This is a genomic window from Streptomyces sp. NPDC012637 (assembly GCF_042954805.1).
In the GTDB taxonomy this organism is placed as follows: domain Bacteria; phylum Actinomycetota; class Actinomycetes; order Streptomycetales; family Streptomycetaceae; genus Streptomyces.
In genome coordinates, this window is the sequence record NZ_JBIBDS010000002.1 from 578798 (window position 1) to 600152 (window position 21355).

The following is a 21355-nucleotide window of genomic DNA, read 5'->3' on the forward strand; positions in this document are numbered from 1 at the left end:
AGCCGGGCCCTGTCACGCCGCCCGCCACAGCGCCGGGACCGCCGGCGGCTCCCAGCCGGGCTGGGCGGTGTGCGCCTGGAGGCACACGTAGCCCCGCCCGCCGTACGTGACGGCGTCACCCGCCCGGTACGCGGTGCCGACCGCCCAGGTGCCGCCGGGAGCCGTGGGCGTCGGCGTGGGGGTCGGTGTCGGGCCCGGGTCCTGGGGCACGTCCAGGACGAAGTCGAAGGCCGCCTCCTTCCCGCCGCCCGCGTCCCGCACGCTCATCAGCAGGCGCGCGTCGAAGATCGGGTCGGTGTTGTTGCGGGGCTCGCCCGGGAAGTACAGCTGCGTGGTGAGCACCGGCCGGCCCGGGGCCTGGACCTTGACGTGGATGTGCCGGGTACGGCCCGGATAGAGGCCCGGGACGATCGTGCTGAGCGCGAAGGCGCCGTCCGCGCCCGTGAACTGGTGGCCACGGAAGCGGAATCCGGTGTTGTCGTACGCGCCGTTCGTGTCGGCCTGCCAGAAGTCGAGCAGCGCACCGGAGACCGGTCGGCACGCCCGCCCGAAGACGTAGCCGCTCACCCGCAGCCGCACGCCGGGCACACCGGGCTCCAACAGGCTGCTCCTGCGGGGCGAGTTGGGCTTGAAGTAGGGACCCTCGGTCTGGGACGGCGTCGGGTCGTCGCCGTCGTCGCACGCCGGGGTGAGCTCCGGTGCGACGCCCGTGGCGTCGGTGACGGTACGGGCGAGCGCCGGGACGCCCATGAGCACCGCGGGCGCGGCCATGCCCGCCGCGAGGGCGGCGCGCAGGACGGTCTTGCGGGTGACGTGCCCGGTGCTGGTCTCGTGGTCCATGCCTGCTCCTGGGGTGGGGGGCCTGAGCGGTCGAGCAGAAACCTAGGCGCGGCCGGGGCCCTCTTCGATGGACGGAGCGCGGCAGTCGTGGTGCTTGTCGTGGTGTCCGTCGTGGTGCTTCCGGAAGTCTCCGGGGCTCATCCCGGTCTCCCTGCGGAAGAAGCGGCAGAAGTACGCGGGGTCGTCGAAGCCGGCCCTGGCGGCGACCTGACGTACCGACAGATCGGTTCGGGCGAGCAGTCGTTGAGCCTCCTGGGTGCGGGCCTCGCGGAGCATGCTGCCCGGGGTGCGGCCGACGGCCGCCCGTACCGCCTCGGTGAGGTAGCCGGGGCTGACCCCGAGCCGCTCGGCACACTCGCGGACGGACCGCAGGCCGACGCCCTCGGCCCCGCCGTCCCTCCCCACACGGGTGATCAGCCGGGCGAACGCGTCGGTGACGGCCGCGTGCCGCCCGGACGGCGCCACCGCTTCCGCGGGCCCGCCCAGGCGTGCCGTCCGGACGAGGAGGACGTGCAGCAGGGAACGGAGCACGGAGGCGAAGCCGGGGTCCCCGTGGCCGTACTCCTCGGCGAGTTCGGCGATCAGGCGGGCGGTGCGGGTGTGCGCGGCCGGGTCGAGGCGGAGCCAGGGGCGTTCGCCGATGCGGCGCAGGAACTCCTCGTCGCCGGGGTGGTCGACGAGGAACTCTGGGGTGAAGAGGACCACGGAGCCGTCGAGGTCCCGGGCGTTCTCCCAGTGGTGGACCTGTCCGGGCCGGATCAGACCGATGTGCGGCGGGCGGATCTCCCAGCGGTCGAGATCGACGACGTGGACGCCGGTGCCACGGGTGACATGGACGATCTCGTAGAAGGTGTGCCGGTGCGGGAAGTCCGCCCGGGACATCGGGCCGATGCCGTCGAAGGTGCCGACCGCGAACGGCACGTCGTCCGGCAGCCGCACCTCCAGCCGGTGCACGGGCGGTTGACCCGCTTTCGGTGTGACGCAGGGGGTCCCTGGTAAGGCGGTGGTGCCGCGCATCGCGCCGTCTCCCTCTCCTCGGTCTGCCCTCGACCGGCCCTCGGTCGACCAGGCCTCGACCGGCCCTCGGTCGACTGCCGACCGGCCCTCTGCCGGCCGTCGAGCGGCCCTCGACCGCCCTCTGCCGGCCCCTCGAATGGTTCCCCCGACTGGTACAGACCATTCGGCTCCGGACGGGCCGCGGCCGCCCCGCGGACCACCCTCCAATGGGTCACCCCGCGTGCGGCACCCGCCCCCGCCGTCCGATGCTGCTGGAGGTGGCGGGCACCGGGGAGAGCCCGCCCGCGTCAGGCGCCCCGCACACGGGCGCGCCCATCCTCCCGAGGAGCAGACACACATGTCCGCACGACCCCGCCCCCTCATGGCCGCACTCGCGCTGGCCGCCGTCACCTCGCTGGCCCTGGGGGCCGCCCCGGCCACCGCGCAGGCACCGGCCGGCAACGACTTCCCGCACCCGGATCTGAAGAAGACGTACGAGGCCACCAAGAAGTACAAGTCCGAGCAGGCCGCCATCGACGACGGCTACATGCGCACCGACGACTGCGTGGAGGACCCGGAGCTCGGCGGCATGGGGTACCACTACGTGAACCCCGCGAACGTCGGCTCCACCGACCCGACGAAGCCCGCCGCCGTGCTGTACGCACCGGACCACAAGACCGGGAAGCGCGAACTGGTCGCCGTCGAGTGGGTCGTCCCCAACACGGGTCAGCCCACGCCGCGGATCTTCGACCGCGACTTCGACGGGCCGTTCGACTTCCCGCCCGTGGGACCCCACTACTCGCTGCACGCCTGGATCTTCAAGAAGAACCCGAAGGGCGTCTTCACCCCGTACAACCCTCGCGTCCACTGCACCCCGTGCACGGAGGACCACGCGAAGCCGGACCAGCCGAAGCCGGCCCACCCGAAGTCGTAGGCGCACGGCAGAGGGGCCCGGCCCCGCCCTCGCGGCGGATCCGGGCCCCTCTCCTCGTACGGCGGCCTTCGCTACCGCACGAACACGCTCGCCTGGCTCGCCAGGTCCAGGAAGTACTGCGGCGCGAATCCGAGCGCCAGCGTCACGACCACGCCGGCCGTGATCGCCACCGAGGTGAGGCCCGAGGGCACGGCGACGGTGGGGCCGTCCGCCTTCGGCTCGCTGAAGAACATCAGCACGATCACCCGGATGTAGAAGAACGCGGCGACCGCCGACGAGATCACACCGACGACGACGAGCGCGCCGGCGCCGCCGTCCGCCGCCGCCTTGAAGACCGCGAACTTCCCGGAGAAGCCGGAGGTCAGCGGGATGCCGGCGAAGGCGAGCAGGAAGACCGCGAAGACCGCCGCGACCAGCGGCGAACGGCGGCCGAGCCCGGCCCACTTGGACAGGTGCGTGGCCTCGCCACCCGCGTCCCGCACCAGCGTGACCACGGCGAACGCGCCGATCGTCACGAAGGAGTAGGCCGCCAGGTAGAAGAGGACCGACGAGACGCCGGTCGGCGTGGCCGCGATGACACCGGCCAGGATGAAGCCGGCGTGCGCGATCGACGAGTACGCGAGCAGGCGCTTGATGTCGGTCTGGGTGATGGCGACGACCGCACCGCCCAGCATGGTGACGATGGCGACGGCCCACATGACCGGCCGCCAGTCCCAGGTGAGGCCCGGCAGCACCACGTAGAGGATCCGCAGCATCGCGCCGAACGCGGCGACCTTCGTGGCGGCCGCCATGAAGCCGGTGACCGGCGTCGGGGCGCCCTGGTAGACGTCCGGGGTCCACATGTGGAACGGGACGGCGCCGACCTTGAAGAGCAGCCCCATCAGGACCATGGCGAAGCCGATGAGCAGCAGCACGTCGTTGCCCATGGTCTCGGCGAGCGCCGGGTCGATCGCGGGGACGTCGCCGCTGACGACCTGGGCGATCGCGGAGTACGAGACGGAGCCCGCGTAGCCGTAGAGCAGGGCGATCCCGAAGAGCAGGAACGCCGAGGAGAAGGCGCCGAGCAGGAAGTACTTGACCGCTGCCTCCTGCGACATCAGCCGCTTGCGGCGGGCGACGGCGCACAGCAGGTAGAGCGGGAGGGAGAAGACCTCCAGGGCGATGAAGAGCGTGAGGAGGTCGTTGGCGGCCGGGAAGACCAGCATGCCGGAGACCGCGAACAGGGCCAGCGGGAAGACCTCGGTGGTGCTGAAGCCGGCCTTGACGGCCGCCTTCTCCTGCTCGCTTCCGGGCACGGCGGCGGCCTCGGCGGCGAAGGAGTCGACCCTGTGGCCGTGGTCGGCCGGGTCGAGCCTGCGCTCGGCGAAGGTGAGCACCGCCAGGACGGCGGAGAGCAGGATGACGCCCTGGAGGAACAGGGCGGGTCCGTCGACGGCGATGGCGCCCATGGCCGCGATGTGGGCCTTGGTGGAGCCGTAGCCCCCGGCGGCGAGGCCGACGACCGCGGCGAACGCGGCGACGAGGGCCAGGACGCTCAGGAAGACCTGGGCGTGGTGGCGGCCCTTGCGCGGCACGAAGGCCTCGACGAGGACGCTGACGACGGCCGCGCCGACGACGATGAGGACGGGCGAGAGCTGGGTGTACTCGATGTGGGGTGCCGGGATCTTGTCGATCGGCCCGGCGGCCGTCGTCCACAGGGTGTGGACAGCCGTGGCGCTCGCGTGGCTCACTTGGCCGCCTCCACTTCCGGGCTCGGGTCCTTCTGCTGGACATCGGACATGGTGTGCTGAACCGCCGGGTTGACGACGTCCGTCAGCGGCTTCGGGAAGACGCCGAGGAAGATCAGCACCGCGATCAGCGGGGCGACCACGGCGAGCTCGCGCGCCCGCAGGTCCGGCATGTTCCGGGTCTCCTCCTTCACCGGGCCGGTCATCGTCCGCTGGTAGAGGACGAGGACGTAGAGCGCGGCGAGGACGATGCCGGTGGTGGCGATGATCCCGGCCACCGGATAGCGGGAGAAGGTGCCGACCAGGACGAGGAACTCGCTGACGAACGGGGCGAGTCCGGGCAGCGACAGGGTGGCGAGGCCGCCGATCAGGAAGGTGCCGGCGAGGACCGGGGCGGCCTTCTGCACACCGCCGTAGTCGGCGATGAGCCGCGAGCCGCGCCGGGAGATCAGGAAGCCGGCGACCAGCATCAGGGCGGCGGTGGAGATGCCGTGGTTGACCATGTAGAGCGTGGCGCCCGACTGGCCCTGGCTGGTCATCGCGAAGATGCCCATGATGATGAAGCCGAAGTGGGAGATCGACGCGTACGCCACCAGGCGCTTCATGTCGCGCTGGCCGACGGCGAGCAGCGCCCCGTAGACGATGCTGATCAGCGCGAGGACGATGATCGCCGGGGTGGCCCACTTGCTCGCCTCGGGGAAGAGCCCGAGGCAGAAGCGGAGCATCGCGAAGGTGCCGACCTTGTCGACGACGGCGGTGATGAGGACGGCGACCGGGGCGGTGGCCTCCCCCATCGCGTTGGGCAGCCAGGTGTGCAGGGGCCACAGCGGCGCCTTCACCGCGAAGGCGAAGAAGAAGCCGAGGAACAGCCACCGCTCGGTGCTGGTGGCCATCTCCAGCGAGCCGTTCGCCCGCGCCGCGGCGATCTCGGTGAGCGAGAAGTTGCCGGCGACGACGTACAGCCCGATCACCGCGGCCAGCATGATCAGTCCGCCGACCAGGTTGTAGAGCAGGAACTTGACCGCCGCGTACGAGCGCTGGGCCGCCGCGTTCTCGTCGGTGCCGCTGTGCGCGCGGTCGCCGAAGCCGCCGATGAGGAAGTACATCGGGATGAGCATGGCTTCGAACAGGATGTAGAAGAGGAAGACGTCGGTGGCCTCGAAGGAGAGGATCACCATCGCCTCGACCATGAGGATCAGGGCGAAGAAGCCCTGGGTGGGCCGCCACCTCTTCGAGGAGGTCTCCAGCGGGTCCGCGTCGTGCCAGCCCGCCAGGATGATGAACGGGACGAGCAGGGCGGTGAGCCCGATGAGCGCCACCCCGATGCCGTCCACGCCGAGTTCGTAGCGGACGCCGAAGTCCTTGATCCAGGCGTACGACTCGGCGAGCTGGTAGCGGTCGCCGCCTGGTTCGAAGTCGACGAAAATGACCGCGGCGAAGGCCAGGGTGACGAGCGAGACCAGCAGCGCGAGCCACTTGGCGGCTGCTCTCCGGGCGGCGGGCACGGCCGCGGTGAGCACGGCGCCCACCGCGGGCACGGCCGCCGTCACGGTCAGGAGCGGGAAGCCCGCGTTGACCACTTGGGACATGTGGTTACACCGCCCTCATCAGCAGGGTCGCGGCGATGAGCACCGCCGTACCTCCGAACATGGAGACCGCGTACGACCGGGCGTAGCCGTTCTGGAGCTTGCGCAGCCGGCCGGAGAGCCCGCCGACCGAGGCCGCGGTGCCGTTGACCACCCCGTCGACGAGGCTGTGGTCGACGTAGACGAGGGAGCGGGTCAGGTGGGTGCCGCCGCGGACGAAGACGACGTGGTTGAAGTCGTCCTGGAGCAGGTCGCGGCGGGCGGCCCGGGTGAGCAGCGAGCCGCGCGGGGCGACCACCGGCACGGGGCGGCGCCCGTACTGGAGGTAGGCGACGCCGACGCCGAGGAGCATGACCACGACGGTGGCGGTGGTGACGGCCGCCGCGCTGAGCGGCGAGTGCCCGTGCTCGAAGCCGGTGACCGGCTCCAGCCACTCGACGAACCCTGCGTACTCGAAGAACGCGCCGGCGCCGACCGATCCGACGGCCAGCAGGATCATCGGCAGGGTCATCGACTTCGGCGACTCGTGCGGGTGCGGCATCTCGCCCGGGTGGGCCTCGGCGCCGGGTTCGACGCTGGGCGCCTTGTCCGGGTCGGGCGCGGGCTGCCAGCGCTTCTCGCCGAAGAAGGTCATGATCATCACGCGGGTCATGTAGTACGCGGTGATGGCGGCGCCGAGGAGGGCGCAGGCGCCGAGGATCCAGCCCTCGGTGCCGCCCTTGGCGAAGGCCGCCTCGATGATCTTGTCCTTGGAGAAGAAGCCGGACAGGCCGGGGAAGCCGATGATCGCGAGGTAGCCCAGGCCGAAGGTCACGAAGGTGACCGGCATGTACTTCCGCAGGCCGCCGTACTTGCGCATGTCGACCTCGTCGTTCATGCCGTGCATGACCGATCCGGCGCCGAGGAAGAGCCCGGCCTTGAAGAAGCCGTGGGTCACCAGGTGCATGATCGCGAAGGCGTAGCCGATGGGGCCGAGGCCGGCCGCCAGGACCATGTAGCCGATCTGCGACATCGTCGAGCCGGCGAGCGCCTTCTTGATGTCGTCCTTCGCGCAACCGACGATCGCACCGAAGAGGAGCGTGACGGCGCCGACGACGGTGACGACGAGCTGGGCGTCCGGGGCCGCGTTGAAGATGTCGGCGGAGCGGACGATCAGATAGACACCGGCGGTCACCATGGTGGCGGCGTGGATGAGGGCGGAGACCGGGGTCGGGCCCTCCATCGCGTCGCCGAGCCAGGACTGCAGGGGCACCTGGGCGGACTTGCCGCAGGCGGCGAGGAGCAGCATCAGGCCGATCGCGGTGAGCTTGCCCTCGGAGGTCTCTCCCGTCGCCTCCAGGACCGGGCCGAAGGCGAACGTGCCGAAGGTGGTGAACATCAGCATGATCGCGATGGACAGGCCCATGTCGCCGACCCGGTTGACCAGGAAGGCCTTCTTGGCGGCGGTGGCCGCGCTGGGCTTGTGCTGCCAGAAGCCGATGAGGAGGTACGAGGCGAGGCCGACGCCCTCCCAGCCGAAGTACAGCAGCAGGTAGTTGTCCGCCAGGACGAGCAGCAGCATCGCGGCGACGAACAGGTTGAGGTAGCCGAAGAAGCGGCGGCGGCGCTCGTCGTGCTCCATGTACCCGATCGAGTACACGTGGATGAGCGTGCCGACGCCGGTGATCAGCAGCACGAAGGTCATCGACAGCTGGTCGAGCTGGAAGGCGATGTCCGCCTGGAAGCCCTCGACCGGGATCCAGGTGAACAGCCGCTGGTACATGGCCCGGTCGTCGGCGCTCTTGGAGAGCATGTCGGCGAACAGGACCAGGCCGATCACGAAGGAGACGGCCGCGAGCAGGGTGCCGAGCCAGTGCCCGGTCCTGTCGAGTCGCCGCCCGCCGGTCAGCAGGACGGCCGCTCCGAGCAGGGGCGCCGCGACGAGCAGCGCAATGAGGTTGTCCACGGTCAGCCCCTCACAGCTTCATCAGGCTGGCGTCGTCGACCGAGGCCGAGTGGCGGGCACGGAAGACGGACACGATGATCGCGAGTCCGACGACGACCTCCGCGGCGGCCACGACCATCGTGAAGAAGGCGATGATCTGGCCGTCGAGGTTGCCGTGCATACGGGAGAAGGCGACGAACGCGAGGTTGCAGGCGTTGAGCATCAGCTCGACGCACATGAAGACCACGATCGCGTTCCGCCGGATGAGCACCCCGGTCGCGCCGATGGTGAACAGCAGCGCGGCGAGGTACAGGTAGTTGACGGGATTCATCGCGAGGCCTCCTCTTCGTCCCGGTCACGGTCCCGGACCTGGTCCCGGATGTCGCGGACGTCCTCCCGGTCCCGGCCCAGGCGCTCCTCGGAGCGCTGTTCCAGGGCCTTGAGGTCCGCCAGCGCCTCGCCGGACACGTCCCGGATCTGGCCGCGCTTGCGCAGGGTCGAGATCACGGTCAGGTCGGCGGGCGTGCCGTCGGGCAGCAGGCCGGCGATGTCCACGGCGTTGTGCCGGGCGTAGACGCCGGGCGCGGGGAGCGGCGGCACGTGCGTGCCTTCCCGTACGCGCTGCTCGGACAGCTCGCGCTGGGTGCGGGCGCGTTCGGTGCGCTCGCGGTGGGTGAGGACCATCGCGCCGACGGCGGCGGTGATGAGCAGGGCTCCGGTGATCTCGAAGGCGAAGACGTACTTGGTGAAGACGAGGGCGGCGAGGCCCTCCACGTTTCCGCCGTACGCCGCGTTGGCGGCGCCGAGGCCGTTGAACTCGGTCAGCGAGGCGTTGCCGATGCCGGCGGCCAGCAGGATGCCGAAGCCGAGCGCGCAGGCGACGGCCCACCAGCGCTGGCCCTTGATGGTCTCCTTCAGCGAGTCGGCGGCGGTGACGCCGACCAGCATGACCACGAAGAGGAACAGCATCATGATCGCGCCGGTGTAGACGACGATCTGGACGATGCCCAGGAAGTACGCGCCGTTGGCGAGGTAGAACACCGCCAGGATGATCATGGTCCCGGCGAGGCAGAGTGCCGAGTGGACGGCCTTCTTCATGAGGATGGTGCACAGCGCGCCGACGACGGCGACGGTGCCGAGCACCCAGAACTGGAAGGCCTCGCCGGTGGAGGTGGTGTAGGCGGCGAGCGCGCTCATCGGCCGACCACCTTCCCCGACGCCGGCTCGGACTCGCCGAAGGTCGACTCGGCCTCCTGCACGGTCTCGCCCTTGGAGACGGCGGGCTGGCGGACGGTCCCGGGCGCGGCCTCGGTGACCCGGCCCCGGTAGTAGTCCTGCTCGTCCGTGCCCGGGTAGATGGCGTGCGGGGTGTCGACCATGCCCTCCGTGAGGCCCGCGAGGAGCTGCTCCTTGGTGTAGATCAGGTTCTCGCGGGAGGAGTCGGCCAGTTCGAACTCGTTCGTCATCGTCAGCGCGCGCGTGGGGCACGCCTCGATGCAGAGTCCGCACAGGATGCAGCGGGCGTAGTTGATCTGGTACACCCGCCCGTACCGCTCGCCCGGCGAGTAGCGCTCCTCGTCGGTGTTGTCGGCGCCCTCCACGTAGATGGCGTCGGCGGGGCAGGCCCAGGCGCACAACTCGCAGCCGACGCACTTCTCCAGGCCGTCGGGGTGCCGGTTGAGCTGGTGCCTGCCGTGGAAGCGGGGCGCCGTCGTCTTCTGCTGCTCCGGGTACTGCTCCGTCAGCCGCTTCTTGAACATGGCCTTGAAGGTCACGCCGAAGCCGGCCACCGGATTCTGGAAATCAGACACCGTCCGTCTCCTTTCCATCACTCGCAGTAGCAGTATCGGGGCCACCACTGACAATCAGCTCCCGCTCGCTGCGGGGCCGACGCCGCGGTACGGGCGGCAGGGACTGTCCGGGCTTGGGCGGTACGGGGAAGCCGCCGGCCATCGGGTCGAACGGCGCCTCGGGCGCGGCCTTCTCGGCGGCGCCCTTCGCCTTCCTGTCGCGGAACAGGTCCGCGACGAAGGAGAGCAGCAGCACCGCGAGCACGGCCCCGGCGACGTACAGCACGATCGACTGGAAGTCGTAGTTCTCGTTGCGCAGCGCCCGGACGGTGGCGACCAGCATCAGCCAGACCACGGAGACCGGGATGAGCACCTTCCAGCCCAGCTTCATCAGCTGGTCGTAGCGGACGCGGGGCAGGGTGCCGCGCAGCCAGATGAAGAAGAACAGCAGCAGCTGGACCTTGAGGACGAACCAGAGCATCGGCCACCAGCCGTGGTTCGCGCCCTCCCAGAAGGTGCTGATCGGCCACGGTGCCCGCCAGCCGCCCAGGAAGAGGGTCACGGACACGGCCGAGACGGTCACCATGTTCACGTACTCGGCGAGCATGAACATCGCGAACTTGATGGACGAGTACTCGGTGTTGAAGCCGCCGACCAGGTCGCCCTCGGACTCCGGCATGTCGAACGGCGCGCGGTTGGTCTCGCCCACCATGGTGACGATGTAGATGATGAAGGAGACCGGCAGCAGGACGATGTACCAGCGGTCGGCCTGCGCCTCCACGATCTTCGAGGTCGACATCGACCCGGAGTAGAGGAAGACGGAGGCGAAGGCGGCGCCCATGGCGATCTCGTACGAGATCATCTGCGCGCACGAGCGCAGTCCGCCGAGCAGCGGGTACGTCGAGCCCGAGGACCAGCCGGCGAGGACGATGCCGTAGATGCCGACGGAGGCGACCGCGAGGACGTACAGCATCGCGATCGGCAGGTCGGTCAGCTGCATCGCGGTGCGGTGCCCGAAGATCGACACCTCGTTGCCGGCCGGGCCGAACGGGATCACGGCGATCGCCATGAAGGCCGGGATGGCGGCGACGATCGGCGCGAGCACGTACACGACCTTGTCGGCCCGCCGGACGATCACGTCCTCCTTCAGCATCAGCTTGATGCCGTCGGCGAGCGACTGGAGCATGCCCCAGGGGCCGTGCCGGTTGGGGCCGATGCGCAGCTGCATCCAGGCGACGACCTTGCGCTCCCACACGATGGAGAAGAGCACGGTCACCATCAGGAACGCGAAGCAGAAGACCGCCTTGATCGCGACGAGCCACCAGGGGTCCGTCCCGAACATGGACAGGTCCTCCGCGGCGAGCAGCGTGTTCACGCCTGCACCTCCGTCGAAGTGGTGGCCGGGCCGATGCGGACCAGGTCGCCGGGGCGGGCTCCGGTGTCGGTGAGGACGCCGTGGCCCGCGGAGTTCAGCGGGAGCCAGACCACGCGGTCGGGCATCTCGGTGACGGCGAGCGGGAAGGTCACCGCGCCGGCCGGGCCGGTGACTTCGAGCAGGTCGCCGTCCTTCACCCCCGTGTCGGCGGCGGTGCCGGCCGAGAGCCGCGCCACGGCGGCGTGCCGGGTGCCGGCCAGGGCCGTGTCGCCCTCCTGGAGGCGGCCGAGGTCGAGCAGCAGCCGGTGTCCGGCGAGGACGGCCTCGCCGTCGCCGGGCCGGGCCGCGGCCTGGCCGGGCTCGGCCGGCTCGGTGGCCCGTTCGCCGGTCCAGCCGCCGAGCCGGTCCAGCTCGCGCCGGACCGACCGCAGGTCGGGAAGGCCCAGGTGGGCGTCGAGCGCGTCGGCCAGCATGTGCAGGACGCGGGCGTCGGTCGGGGGGAGCGGCCGGGTCATCTGCTCGGGCTTGAGCGCGGCCTCGAAGAGGCGCGCCCTGCCTTCCCAGTTGAGGAAGGTGCCGGGCTTCTCGGCGACCGCGGCGACCGGCAGGATCACGTCGGCCCGCTCGGTGACCGCGCCGGGGCGCAGCTCCAGGGAGACGACGAAGGCCCGCTCGAGTGCTTCACGCGCGCGTGCCGGGTCCGGCAGGTCGTCGACGTCGACGCCGCCGACGACCAGCGCCGCGAGTTCGCCGGTGGCGGCGGCCTCGACGATCTGGCCGGTGTCGCGGCCGTAGCCGTGCGGGAGTTCGCGGACGCCCCAGACGGCGGCGACCTCTTCACGCGCGCGTGGATCGGTCGCGGGCCGCCCGCCGGGCAGCAGGGCCGGGACGGCGCCCGCCTCGACGGCGCCGCGCTCCCCGGCCCGGCGCGGGATCCACACCAGCTGCGCGCCGGTGGCGGTCGCGGCCCGGACGGCGGCGGTCAGCGCGCCGGGAACCCCGGCGAGCCGCTCGCCGACCAGGATCACGGCGCCGTCCTCGCGCAGCGCCTCGGCGGCGGCGAAGCCCTCGCGGGAGAGGCCGACGCGGGAGGTGAGGGCGTCGAGCCACTCGGTCTCGGTGCCGGGCGCGGCGGCAAGCAGCGTGCCGCCGGCCTTCTCGAGCCCGGGGGTGGCGAACGGGGCGACCGCGTACGTCCGCTGGCCCTTCTTCCGCCACGACTTGCGCAGCTTCAGGAAGACGCCGGGCGCCTCCTCCTCGGACTCGAGGCCGACGAGGAGCACCGCCGGTGCGGCCTCGAGGGAGCGGTAGGTGACGCCGCTGCCGTCGAGGTCGCGGCCCCGTCCGGCGACGACGGAGGCCAGGAAGTCGGCCTCCTCGCCGGAGTGGACCCGGGCCCGGAAGTCCACGTCGTTGGTGTCGAGGGCGACCCGGGCGAACTTGGCGTACGCGTAGGAGTCCTCGACCGTCAGACGGCCGCCGGCCAGGACGCCGGTGCGCCCGCGGACGAGGCCGCGCGCCGCCGCCTCCAGGGCCTCCGGCCAGGAGGCCTGCTCCAGGTGACCGGTCTCCGGGTTGCGGACGAGCGGGGTCGTGAGCCGGTCGCGCTGCTGCGCGTACCGGAACGCGAACCTGCCCTTGTCGCAGATCCACTCCTCGTTGACCTCGGGGTCCTCGGCGGCCAGCCGCCGCATGACCTTGCCGCGCCGGTGGTCGGTGCGGGTCGCGCAGCCGCCCGCGCAGTGCTCGCACACGCTCGGCGACGACACGAGGTCGAAGGGGCGGGAGCGGAAGCGGTAGGCGGCGGAGGTGAGCGCGCCGACCGGGCAGATCTGGATGGTGTTGCCGGAGAAGTACGACTCGAAGGGGTCGCTGTTGCCGAGGCCGACCTGCTGGAGCGCGCCGCGCTCGATCAGCTCGATCATCGGGTCGCCGGCGATCTGCTGCGAGAAGCGGGTGCAGCGCGCGCACAGCACGCAGCGCTCGCGGTCGAGCAGCACCTGGGTGGAGAGCGGGATCGGCTTCTCGTAGGTCCGCTTCTTCCCTTCGAAGCGGGACTCCGACTGGCCGTGCGACATGGCCTGGTTCTGCAGCGGGCACTCGCCGCCCTTGTCGCAGACCGGGCAGTCCAGCGGGTGGTTGATGAGCAGCAGCTCCATCACGCCGTGCTGGGCCTTCTCGGCGACCTGCGAGGTCAGCTGCGACCTGACGACCATGCCGTCGGTGCAGGTGATCGTGCAGGAGGCCATCGGCTTGCGCTGGCCCTCGACCTCGACGATGCACTGGCGGCAGGCGCCGGCCGGGTCGAGGAGCGGGTGGTCGCAGAAGCGCGGGATCTCGATGCCGAGCTGTTCGGCGGCGCGGATCACCAGGGTCCCCTTGGGGACGGAGACCTCGACGCCGTCGATCGTCAGCGTCACGAGGTCCTCCGGCGGAACCGCCGCGCTCCCGCCCCCTCCCGGGGCGGACGTGGTGACGGTCATGCGTTCACCTCCCGGTGCTTGTCCGCCCAGGCCGTCGACTTGGCGGGGTCGAAGGGGCAGCCCTTGCCCGTGATGTGCTGCTCGTACTCGTCGCGGAAGTACTTGAGCGAGGAGAAGATCGGCGAGGCGGCGCCGTCGCCGAGGGCGCAGAAGGACTTGCCGTTGATGTTGTCGGCGATGTCGTTCAGCTTGTCGAGGTCGGACATGACGCCGTTGCCGGCCTCGATGTCGCGCAGCAACTGGACGAGCCAGTAGGTGCCTTCGCGGCAGGGCGTGCACTTGCCGCAGGACTCGTGGGCGTAGAACTCGGTCCACCGGGTGACGGCCCGCACGACGCACGTGGTCTCGTCGAAGCACTGGAGCGCCTTGGTGCCGAGCATGGAGCCGGCGGCGCCGACGCCCTCGTAGTCGAGCGGCACGTCGAGGTGCTCGTCGGTGAACATCGGGGTGGAGGAGCCGCCGGGGGTCCAGAACTTCAGCCGGTGCCCGGGCCGCATCCCGCCGCTCATGTCGAGGAGCTGGCGCAGGGTGATGCCGAGCGGGGCCTCGTACTGGCCGGGCGAGGCGACGTGCCCGCTGAGCGAGTAGAGCGTGAAGCCCGGGGACTTCTCGGTCCCCATCGACGTGAACCAGTCCTTGCCCTTGTTGAGGATCGCGGGAACCGAGGCGATGGACTCGACGTTGTTCACGACGGTGGGGCACGCGTACAGACCGGCGACCGCGGGGAAGGGGGGTCGCAGCCGGGGCTGGCCGCGGCGTCCTTCCAGCGAGTCGAGCAGGGCGGTCTCCTCGCCGCAGATGTACGCGCCGGCCCCGGCGTGCACGGTGAGTTCGACGTCGAGGCCGCTGCCCAGGATGTCCTTGCCGAGGTATCCGGCCGCGTAGGCCTCCCGCACGGCCTCGTGCAGCCTGCGCAGTACGGGGACGACCTCGCCGCGCAGGTAGATGAAGGCGTGGCTGGAGCGGATCGCGTAGCAGGCGATCACGATGCCCTCGACGAGCGAGTGCGGGTTGGCGAAGAGGAGCGGGATGTCCTTGCAGGTCCCGGGCTCGGACTCGTCGGCGTTGACGACGAGGTAGTGCGGCTTGCCGTCGCCCTGCGGGATGAACTGCCACTTCATGCCGGTGGGGAAGCCGGCGCCGCCGCGACCGCGCAGACCGGAGTCCTTGACGTACGCGATGACGTCGTCGGGCGACATCGCGAGGGCCTTGCGGAGGCCCTCGTAGCCCTCGTGCCGCCGGTAGGTGTCCAGGGTCCAGGAGTCGGGCTGGTCCCAGAACGCCGACAGTACGGGTGAGAGCAGCTTCTCGGGGCTGCTGTTGTTGATCTCGGCTGCCAAGGTCATCACTCCCCCTCCCCACTGGCCGATTCGCCGCGCGGGTGGACGATCTTGTGGTGCGGGGTCTCGCCCTTGGCCAGCCGCAGCCCGACGAGCGAGGCCGGGCCGGCCCCTCCGGTGGCCGCGACGGCCCCCTCGCGCTCGTCGGGGAAGCCCGCCAGGATGCGGGCGGTCTCCTTGAAGGTGCACAGGGGCGCCCCGCGGGTGGGCGAGACGGGGCGGCCGGCCCGCAGGTCGTCGACGAGCTGCTTGGCCGACTCGGGGGTCTGGTCGTCGAAGAACTCCCAGTTGACCATCACGACGGGTGCGTAGTCGCAGGCCGCGTTGCACTCGATGTGCTCGAGGGTGACCTTGCCGTCCGCGGTGGTCTCGTTGTTGCCGACGCCGAGGTGCTCCTTGAGCTCCTCGAAGATGGCGTCGCCGCCCATGACCGCGCACAGGGTGTTGGTGCAGACGCCGACCTGGTAGTCGCCGGACGGCTTGCGCCGGTACATGGAGTAGAAGGTGGCGACCGCGGTGACCTCGGCGGTGGTGAGGTCCAGCATGTCCGCGCAGAACCGCATGCCGGTACGGGTGACGTGGCCCTCCTCGGACTGCACGAGGTGCAGCATCGGCAGGAGGGCGGAGCGGGACCCCGGGTAGCGGGCGATGATCGCCTTCGCGTCCTCCTCGAGCCGGGCGCGGACCTCGGCCGGGTAGTCGGGCGCGGGCAGCTGGGGCATCCCGAGACTGGTCTGTCCGTCCGTCATCGGTCGACGCCTCCCATCACGGGGTCGATGGACGCGACGGCGACGATGACGTCGGCGACCTGGCCGCCTTCGCACATCGCGGCCATGGCCTGGAGGTTGGTGAACGACGGGTCGCGGAAGTGGACCCGGTACGGGCGGGTGCCGCCGTCGGAGACGACGTGGACGCCGAGCTCGCCCTTGGGCGACTCGACGGCCGCGTACGCCTGGCCGGCCGGGACCCGGAAGCCCTCGGTGACCAGCTTGAAGTGGTGGATCAGGGCCTCCATGGAGGTGCCCATGATCTTCTTGATGTGGTCGAGGGAGTTGCCGAGTCCGTCGGGGCCGAGGGCCAGCTGGGCGGGCCAGGCGATCTTCTTGTCGGCGACCATGACCGCGCCGGGCTCGAGCCGGTCGAGGCACTGCTCGACGATCCGCAGCGACTGGCGCATCTCCTCCAGGCGGACGAGGAAGCGGCCGTAGGCGTCGCAGCTGTCGGCGGTGGGCACCTCGAACTCGTAGTTCTCGTAGCCGCAGTACGGGTCGGTCTTGCGCAGGTCGTGCGGGAGGCCCGCGGAGCGCAGGATCGGTCCGGTGGCGCCGAGGGCCATGCAGCCGGTGAGGTCGAGGTAGCCGACGTCCTGCATGCGGGCCTTGAAGATGGGGTTGCCGGTGGCGAGCTTGTCGTACTCCGGCAGGTTCTTCTTCATCGTCTTCACGAACTCGCGCACGGCGTCGACGGCGCCGGGCGGGAGGTCCTGGGCGAGGCCGCCGGGGCGGATGAACGCGTGGTTCATGCGCAGGCCGGTGATCAGCTCGTACAGGTCCAGGATCATCTCGCGGTCCCGGAAGCCGTAGATCATGATCGTGGTGGCGCCGAGCTCCATGCCGCCGGTGGCGATGCAGACCAGGTGCGAGGAGAGCCGGTTGAGCTCCATCAGCAGGACCCGGATGATGCTCGCCCGGTCCGGGATCTGGTCGGTGATGCCGAGCAGCTTCTCCACGCCGAGGCAGTACGCCGTCTCGTTGTAGAACGAGGTGAGGTAGTCCATCCGCGTGACGAAGGTGGTGCCCTGCGTCCAGGTGCGGTATTCGAGGTTCTTCTCGATGCCGGTGTGGAGGTAGCCGATGCCGCAGCGGGCCTCGGTGACGGTCTCGCCGTCGATCTCCAGGATGAGCCGGAGCACGCCGTGGGTGGACGGGTGCTGGGGGCCCATGTTGACGACGATGCGCTCGTCGTCGGCCTTGGCGGCGGACTGGACGACCTCGTCCCAGTCGCCGCCGGTGACCGTGTAGACGGTCCCTTCCGTGGTCTCCCGGGGGGAGGCAGAGGGAGTGTTCACGAGTACGACCTCCGCTGGTCCGGAGCCGGGATCTGGGCGCCCTTGTACTCGACGGCGATGCCGCCGAGCGGGTAGTCCTTGCGCTGCGGGTGGCCCTGCCAGTCGTCCGGCATCATGATCCGGGTGAGGGCGGGGTGGCCGTCGAAGACGATGCCGAAGAAGTCGTAGGTCTCGCGCTCGTGCCAGTCGTTGGTCGGGTAGACCGGGACGAGCGACGGGATGTGCGGGTCGGCGTCGGGCGCCGAGACCTCCAGGCGGATCAGCCGGCCGTGGGTGAGCGAGCGCAGGTGGTAGACGGCGTGCAGCTCGCGGCCCTTGTCGCCCCTGTAGTGGACGCCGGAGACGCCGGTGCACAGCTCGAAGCGCAGGGCCGGGTCGTCGCGCAGGGTGCGGGCGACCCGGACGAGGTGCTCGCGCGCGATGTGGAAGGTGAGCTCGTCGCGGTCGACGACCGTCTTCTCGATCGCGTTCTCGGGAACGAGGCCCTGTTCCTCCAGGGCGCCCTCCAGCTCGTCGGCGACCTCGTCGAACCAGCCGCCGTACGGGCGGGTGGCCGGGCCCGGCAGTCTGATCGAGCGGACCAGGCCGCCGTAGCCGGAGGTGTCGCCGCCCGTGTCGGCGCCGAACATGCCGCGCTGGACGCGGACCTCCTCGCCGTGCTCGCCGCGCTGCCCCGGCAGGTTCTGCGCGCTGAGCTCCTTCTCGGGATTGGGTGTCTCGTCGCTCACCGTGCTGTCCCGTTCCCTTCTCCGCCCGCGCGGCGCGGAGGCGCGGCTTTCGTCGTCGGCTGCGGCCCGGCGGCCGCGCGTGCGTCGCTCACCGGAGCAGACCCTTCATCTCGATCGTCGGCAGCGCCTTGAGCGCCGCCTCCTCCGCCTCGCGGGCCGCTTCCTTCGCGTTCACGCCGAGCTTGGAGCCCTGGATCTTCTGGTGGAGCTTGAGGATCGCGTCCATCAGCATCTCCGGGCGCGGCGGACAACCCGGCAAATAGATGTCAACCGGCACAACGTGGTCGACGCCCTGCACAATCGCGTAATTGTTGAACATTCCGCCGGAAGACGCACAAACCCCCATGGAGATGACCCACTTGGGGTTCGGCATCTGGTCGTAGACCTGCCGCAGGACGGGCGCCATCTTCTGGCTCACCCGGCCGGCCACGATCATCAGGTCGGCCTGGCGCGGAGAGCCTCGGAACACCTCCATGCCGAACCGGGCCAGGTCGTAACGGCCGGCGCCGGTCGTCATCATCTCGATGGCGCAGCAGGCGAGGCCGAAGGTCGCGGGGAAGACCGAGGCCTTCCGGACCCAGCCCGCGGCCTGTTCGACGGTCGTCAGCAGAAAACCGCTCGGCAGCTTCTCTTCGAGTCCCATGGGTGCTCCTCAGCCCCTCAGTCCCATTCCAGGCCGCCGCGCCGCCACACGTACGCGTAGGCGACGAAGACGGTGAGCACGAAGAGCAGCATCTCCACGAGCCCGAAAAGCCCCAGGGCGTCGAAGCTGACGGCCCAGGGGTAGAGGAAGACGATCTCGATGTCGAAGACGATGAAGAGCATCGCCGTCAGGTAGTACTTGATCGGGAAGCGGCCGCCGCCCGCCGGCGTCGGGGTGGGCTCGATGCCGCACTCGTACGCTTCAAGTTTTGCCCTGTTGTACCGCTTTGGCCCGATAAGCGTGGCCATGACCACGGAGAAGATCGCAAACCCCGCTCCCAGGGCACCGAGCACGAGGATGGGCGCGTACGCATTCACGCTCCTCGCTCCTTCCAGTCGTCCTTGACCGTTGGACCGCACCGTCGGCTCATGGGGCCCCTGCGAAAGATCGCCAACATGTGAGGCAGTTCACAAGCCCGACGCCGCGTATCTTAAGCCCGCCCCTCTGTGATCTGCGACACGGGGTACGCCAACGACTTTGTGATCTCTGCCACCTGACGAACGATCATGAAGTCGGATGAGCGGTGATCTTGCCACTCGAAGCGCCCAGGTGATCACCAGATGTGACATCCGCACCGGAAAACGCTGGTCGGAGGGGGTGTTGCACTATCAAGCGTTGGGGGCTACAAGCAAATTGGTCCTGGGACGCGGACGGGTGATAAAGGAACCGGCCGTCGCCCGGTCGAGGGGTCGCGCGTACCCGAGTGGACACGTGCACGCGTTCACGAGCCCGGATGTGACCTGCACCACACCGAAACGTCGAGCGGAAAACGGGGCTTGGCCATCGACGTGAAGAGGTGGTAAGCGACGGGCAATTCGGACCTTTCCTTGAAAACCCGTGATCAAGGGCCGAATGAGCCGTGCCCGATTTGCCCGTTACGGCGTCAATAAGGGCGCAGAGGAAGCGGATTAAGAGGTTCCGAACGTAACTGTGGCGCAACCCACGTTTCTTGAAGGGAACCGTGAAGCCCTGATAGCGGTTGTACTCATGTCCCAGACCGCTCCCATACGTAGCCACCGGAAGCCCCGCCGCAGCGCCTCGAAGATGGCGTTCCGGGCCGGAGTTGCCGGTGGCGTCTTCAGCACCATCGCGGTGGCCGGTGCCGCCGCGCCGGCGAACGCCGAGCCGGTGACCGAGACGACCCTCGAGATGCCCACCCTGGGCTCCCTCGACGCCGACCTCGCCAGCGCCGTCTCCGCCTCCGCCGAGGCGAGCCAGCAGGAGGCCCTGGACCAGAGCCTCGCCGCCCAGGAGAACGCGGCCCTGAAGAAGGCCGCCGCGGACGCCAAGAAGGCCAAGGCCGAGGCCGACCGCAAGGCCGAGGCCGAGCGCGCCGAGAAGGCCCGCGCCGAGGCCCAGGAGCGCGCCTCCCGCACCGCGACGCGCACCTCGCTCTCCGCGAAGTCCTCCTCCTCGGACTCCGTCGGCAGCTCCTCCTCCAGCAGCTCGCAGGTCGCCACCGGCTCCGCCGCCGCGATCGTGGCCTTCGCCAAGGCCCAGATCGGCGACGCCTACATCTCCGGCGGCACCGGCCCCAACTCCTGGGACTGCTCCGGCCTCGTGCAGGCCGCCTACGCCCAGGCCGGCATCGACCTGCCGCGCGTCTCCAGCTCGCAGTCGAGCATGGGCACCTCCGTCTCCCTGAGCAACCTGCAGCCGGGCGACATCCTGTACTGGGGCAGCCGCAGCGGCTCGTACCACGTCGCCATCTACGTCGGCGGCGGCAAGTACGTCGGCGCGCAGAACCCGTCGACCGGTGTCGTCGAACGCTCCCTGGACTGGGACATGCCGTCGGGTGCCGTGCGGATCCTCTGATCCCGTCACCCGTACGTACGAAGGGCCGTCACTCCTCGGGGGAGCGACGGCCCTTCGGGCGTTGCGGGCCGGCTACTCCGGCAGCGGCCGGGGCTCGTGGCCGCTGAGGTCGGTGCCCGGCTGGACCTCGTGGAAGTCCAGGCCCAGGTAGATGCTGCCGGCCCACTCCTCGGGCGTCTGGTGGCCGATGTAGTCGAGGGCTCCGGCCTCGGAATCGTCGGTGAGGTCCCAGGAGGCGAAGTAGTGCGCGAGCCGGGTCGCCGCCTCCTCGTCGCTGATCCCGAAGCGGCTGCCCATCGCCGCGGCGATCTCCCGCACCAGGTCGAGCCCGTCCTCGGAGACGGGCATCGGGAGCCCGGCGAGCACGGCGCCGAGGCGGTGGCCGCGGCGCCGCAGGTCGTCCCCGGCCCGGTCCGCGAAGGCACGCGCGCAGGCCTCGTCGCGCTCCAGCATGGCCAGGGTGTCCGCCGTCCGGCCCTCCGCGCGGGCGGCGGCCAGCTCCGCGAGGTCCCTCGACCGCGACGCCCGCTCCTGCTCGCCCCCGAGCCGGTCGGCGAGGGCGCAGGCGGCGTCGAACGGCGCCGGGTCCCCGGGGGCGGCCACGACGTCGTACACGGCCCTGGCCAGTTCCAGGACGAGCTCGACGGTCTCGTCCCGGGGGAAGGCGCCGTCGGCGATCTCCTGGAGCGCGTCCGCGACGTCCTGCCGGACGAAGCCGACCTGGTACGGCTCGACCTCGTCGTCCCCCTCCCCGTAGCCGAACCGCAGCATGGCCCCGGCCAGCCCGTGGGCCCCGCACATTCCGTCCCGGACCGCCCCGTACCAGGGTGAGGCGGCAGGCGGCTCCAGGAGGCCGCCGTAGCGGCGCAGCATCAGCAGCGCGGCGGTCACCGGGTCGGCCTGGGCGCCCTCCGGCAGCACCCGGGGCTCCAGCGGCCCCGGGGCGTCCCAGGGCTCGACGGCGTCCACGTCGTCCGCGTCGTTCATGTCGTGCGTGTCGTTCTCGGCGTCCGGCATGGGCTCCCCGTTCTCCTGTCTCCCGCCGT

The 21355-nt window shown here is 70.6% G+C and carries 19 protein-coding genes; 2 read left to right on the forward strand and 17 right to left on the reverse strand.

From position 1 onward, the window contains the following. Nucleotides 1-12 precede the first annotated feature (12 nt). Nucleotides 13-840 carry a carbohydrate-binding protein gene (locus ACFY8W_RS10800; protein WP_391102897.1) on the reverse strand — a complete coding sequence of 276 codons (828 nt, stop codon included), beginning with the start codon at nucleotides 838-840 and terminating at the stop codon, nucleotides 13-15. Nucleotides 841-882: 42 nt separating this feature from the next. Continuing rightward, a complete protein-coding gene (locus tag ACFY8W_RS10805; RefSeq protein ID WP_391102899.1) occupies nucleotides 883-1857 on the reverse strand; it encodes a helix-turn-helix domain-containing protein in 975 nt (324 codons plus the stop codon). 337 nt (nucleotides 1858-2194) lie between these two features. On the opposite strand from ACFY8W_RS10805, the gene ACFY8W_RS10810 reads away from it, so the two are divergent. Beyond that, entirely contained in the window at nucleotides 2195-2770 is a 576-nt protein-coding gene (locus ACFY8W_RS10810; RefSeq protein WP_391102901.1) for a hypothetical protein, read from the forward strand. A 71-nt stretch (nucleotides 2771-2841) separates the two neighbouring features. Here the strand turns inward: ACFY8W_RS10810 and nuoN are convergent, their stop codons facing one another. The 14 genes from nuoN to ACFY8W_RS10880 form a co-directional block, all read right to left on the reverse strand. Then, the gene (gene nuoN / locus ACFY8W_RS10815; protein ID WP_391102904.1) at nucleotides 2842-4500 is read right to left on the reverse strand and encodes an NADH-quinone oxidoreductase subunit NuoN; all 1659 of its coding nucleotides are present in this window, start codon (nucleotides 4498-4500) and stop codon (nucleotides 2842-2844) included. Beyond that, nucleotides 4497-6086 carry an NADH-quinone oxidoreductase subunit M gene (locus ACFY8W_RS10820; protein ID WP_391102907.1) on the reverse strand — a complete coding sequence of 530 codons (1590 nt, stop codon included), beginning with the start codon at nucleotides 6084-6086 and terminating at the stop codon, nucleotides 4497-4499. The genes nuoN and ACFY8W_RS10820 overlap by 4 nt, the downstream gene beginning before the upstream one ends. Before the next feature lie 4 nt (nucleotides 6087-6090). Further along, nucleotides 6091-8028, reverse strand: a complete 1938-nt coding sequence (gene nuoL, locus ACFY8W_RS10825; RefSeq protein WP_391102909.1) for an NADH-quinone oxidoreductase subunit L — start codon at nucleotides 8026-8028, stop codon at nucleotides 6091-6093. Nucleotides 8029-8038: 10 nt separating this feature from the next. Next, entirely contained in the window at nucleotides 8039-8338 is a 300-nt protein-coding gene (nuoK, locus tag ACFY8W_RS10830; RefSeq protein WP_067240510.1) for an NADH-quinone oxidoreductase subunit NuoK, read from the reverse strand. Next, the gene (locus tag ACFY8W_RS10835) at nucleotides 8335-9204 is read right to left on the reverse strand and encodes an NADH-quinone oxidoreductase subunit J (RefSeq protein ID WP_391102911.1); all 870 of its coding nucleotides are present in this window, start codon (nucleotides 9202-9204) and stop codon (nucleotides 8335-8337) included. Before ACFY8W_RS10835 ends, nuoK begins: the two co-directional genes overlap by 4 nt. Next, complete coding sequence (nuoI, locus tag ACFY8W_RS10840) at nucleotides 9201-9818, reverse strand: NADH-quinone oxidoreductase subunit NuoI (RefSeq protein WP_391102913.1); 618 nt, start codon at nucleotides 9816-9818, stop codon at nucleotides 9201-9203. Before nuoI ends, ACFY8W_RS10835 begins: the two co-directional genes overlap by 4 nt. Next, nucleotides 9811-11139: an NADH-quinone oxidoreductase subunit NuoH gene (gene nuoH / locus ACFY8W_RS10845; RefSeq protein WP_391103866.1), complete on the reverse strand. Its 1329-nt coding sequence runs from the start codon at nucleotides 11137-11139 to the stop codon at nucleotides 9811-9813. Before nuoH ends, nuoI begins: the two co-directional genes overlap by 8 nt. Before the next feature lie 29 nt (nucleotides 11140-11168). Beyond that, on the reverse strand, nucleotides 11169-13655 hold the full coding sequence (locus ACFY8W_RS10850; RefSeq protein ID WP_391102915.1) for an NADH-quinone oxidoreductase subunit G: 2487 nt from the start codon (nucleotides 13653-13655) through the stop codon (nucleotides 11169-11171). After that, a complete protein-coding gene (nuoF, locus tag ACFY8W_RS10855) occupies nucleotides 13652-15001 on the reverse strand; it encodes an NADH-quinone oxidoreductase subunit NuoF (protein ID WP_391102918.1) in 1350 nt (449 codons plus the stop codon). Before nuoF ends, ACFY8W_RS10850 begins: the two co-directional genes overlap by 4 nt. Next, nucleotides 15001-15744, reverse strand: coding sequence for an NADH-quinone oxidoreductase subunit NuoE (gene nuoE / locus ACFY8W_RS10860; protein ID WP_391102920.1), 744 nt, complete (start codon nucleotides 15742-15744; stop codon nucleotides 15001-15003). Before nuoE ends, nuoF begins: the two co-directional genes overlap by 1 nt. After that, a complete protein-coding gene (locus tag ACFY8W_RS10865) occupies nucleotides 15741-17063 on the reverse strand; it encodes an NADH-quinone oxidoreductase subunit D (protein WP_391102923.1) in 1323 nt (440 codons plus the stop codon). The genes nuoE and ACFY8W_RS10865 overlap by 4 nt, the downstream gene beginning before the upstream one ends. Next, nucleotides 17060-17791 (reverse strand): NADH-quinone oxidoreductase subunit C, encoded by a 732-nt coding sequence (locus ACFY8W_RS10870; protein ID WP_391102926.1) that lies wholly within the window; start codon nucleotides 17789-17791, stop codon nucleotides 17060-17062. The genes ACFY8W_RS10865 and ACFY8W_RS10870 overlap by 4 nt, the downstream gene beginning before the upstream one ends. Nucleotides 17792-17879: 88 nt before the next feature. Further along, on the reverse strand, nucleotides 17880-18434 hold the full coding sequence (locus ACFY8W_RS10875; RefSeq protein ID WP_356061230.1) for an NADH-quinone oxidoreductase subunit B family protein: 555 nt from the start codon (nucleotides 18432-18434) through the stop codon (nucleotides 17880-17882). 17 nt (nucleotides 18435-18451) lie between these two features. Further along, nucleotides 18452-18811, reverse strand: a complete 360-nt coding sequence (locus ACFY8W_RS10880; RefSeq protein WP_003956195.1) for an NADH-quinone oxidoreductase subunit A — start codon at nucleotides 18809-18811, stop codon at nucleotides 18452-18454. 670 nt (nucleotides 18812-19481) lie between these two features. Between ACFY8W_RS10880 and ACFY8W_RS10885 the strand changes: the two genes are divergently transcribed. Then, nucleotides 19482-20309, forward strand: coding sequence for an NlpC/P60 family protein (locus ACFY8W_RS10885; protein WP_391102930.1), 828 nt, complete (start codon nucleotides 19482-19484; stop codon nucleotides 20307-20309). A gap of 72 nt (nucleotides 20310-20381) precedes the next feature. Here ACFY8W_RS10885 and ACFY8W_RS10890 read toward each other — a convergent pair whose 3' ends face one another. Continuing rightward, nucleotides 20382-21326 (reverse strand): hypothetical protein, encoded by a 945-nt coding sequence (locus ACFY8W_RS10890; protein ID WP_391102932.1) that lies wholly within the window; start codon nucleotides 21324-21326, stop codon nucleotides 20382-20384. Nucleotides 21327-21355 lie beyond the last annotated feature (29 nt).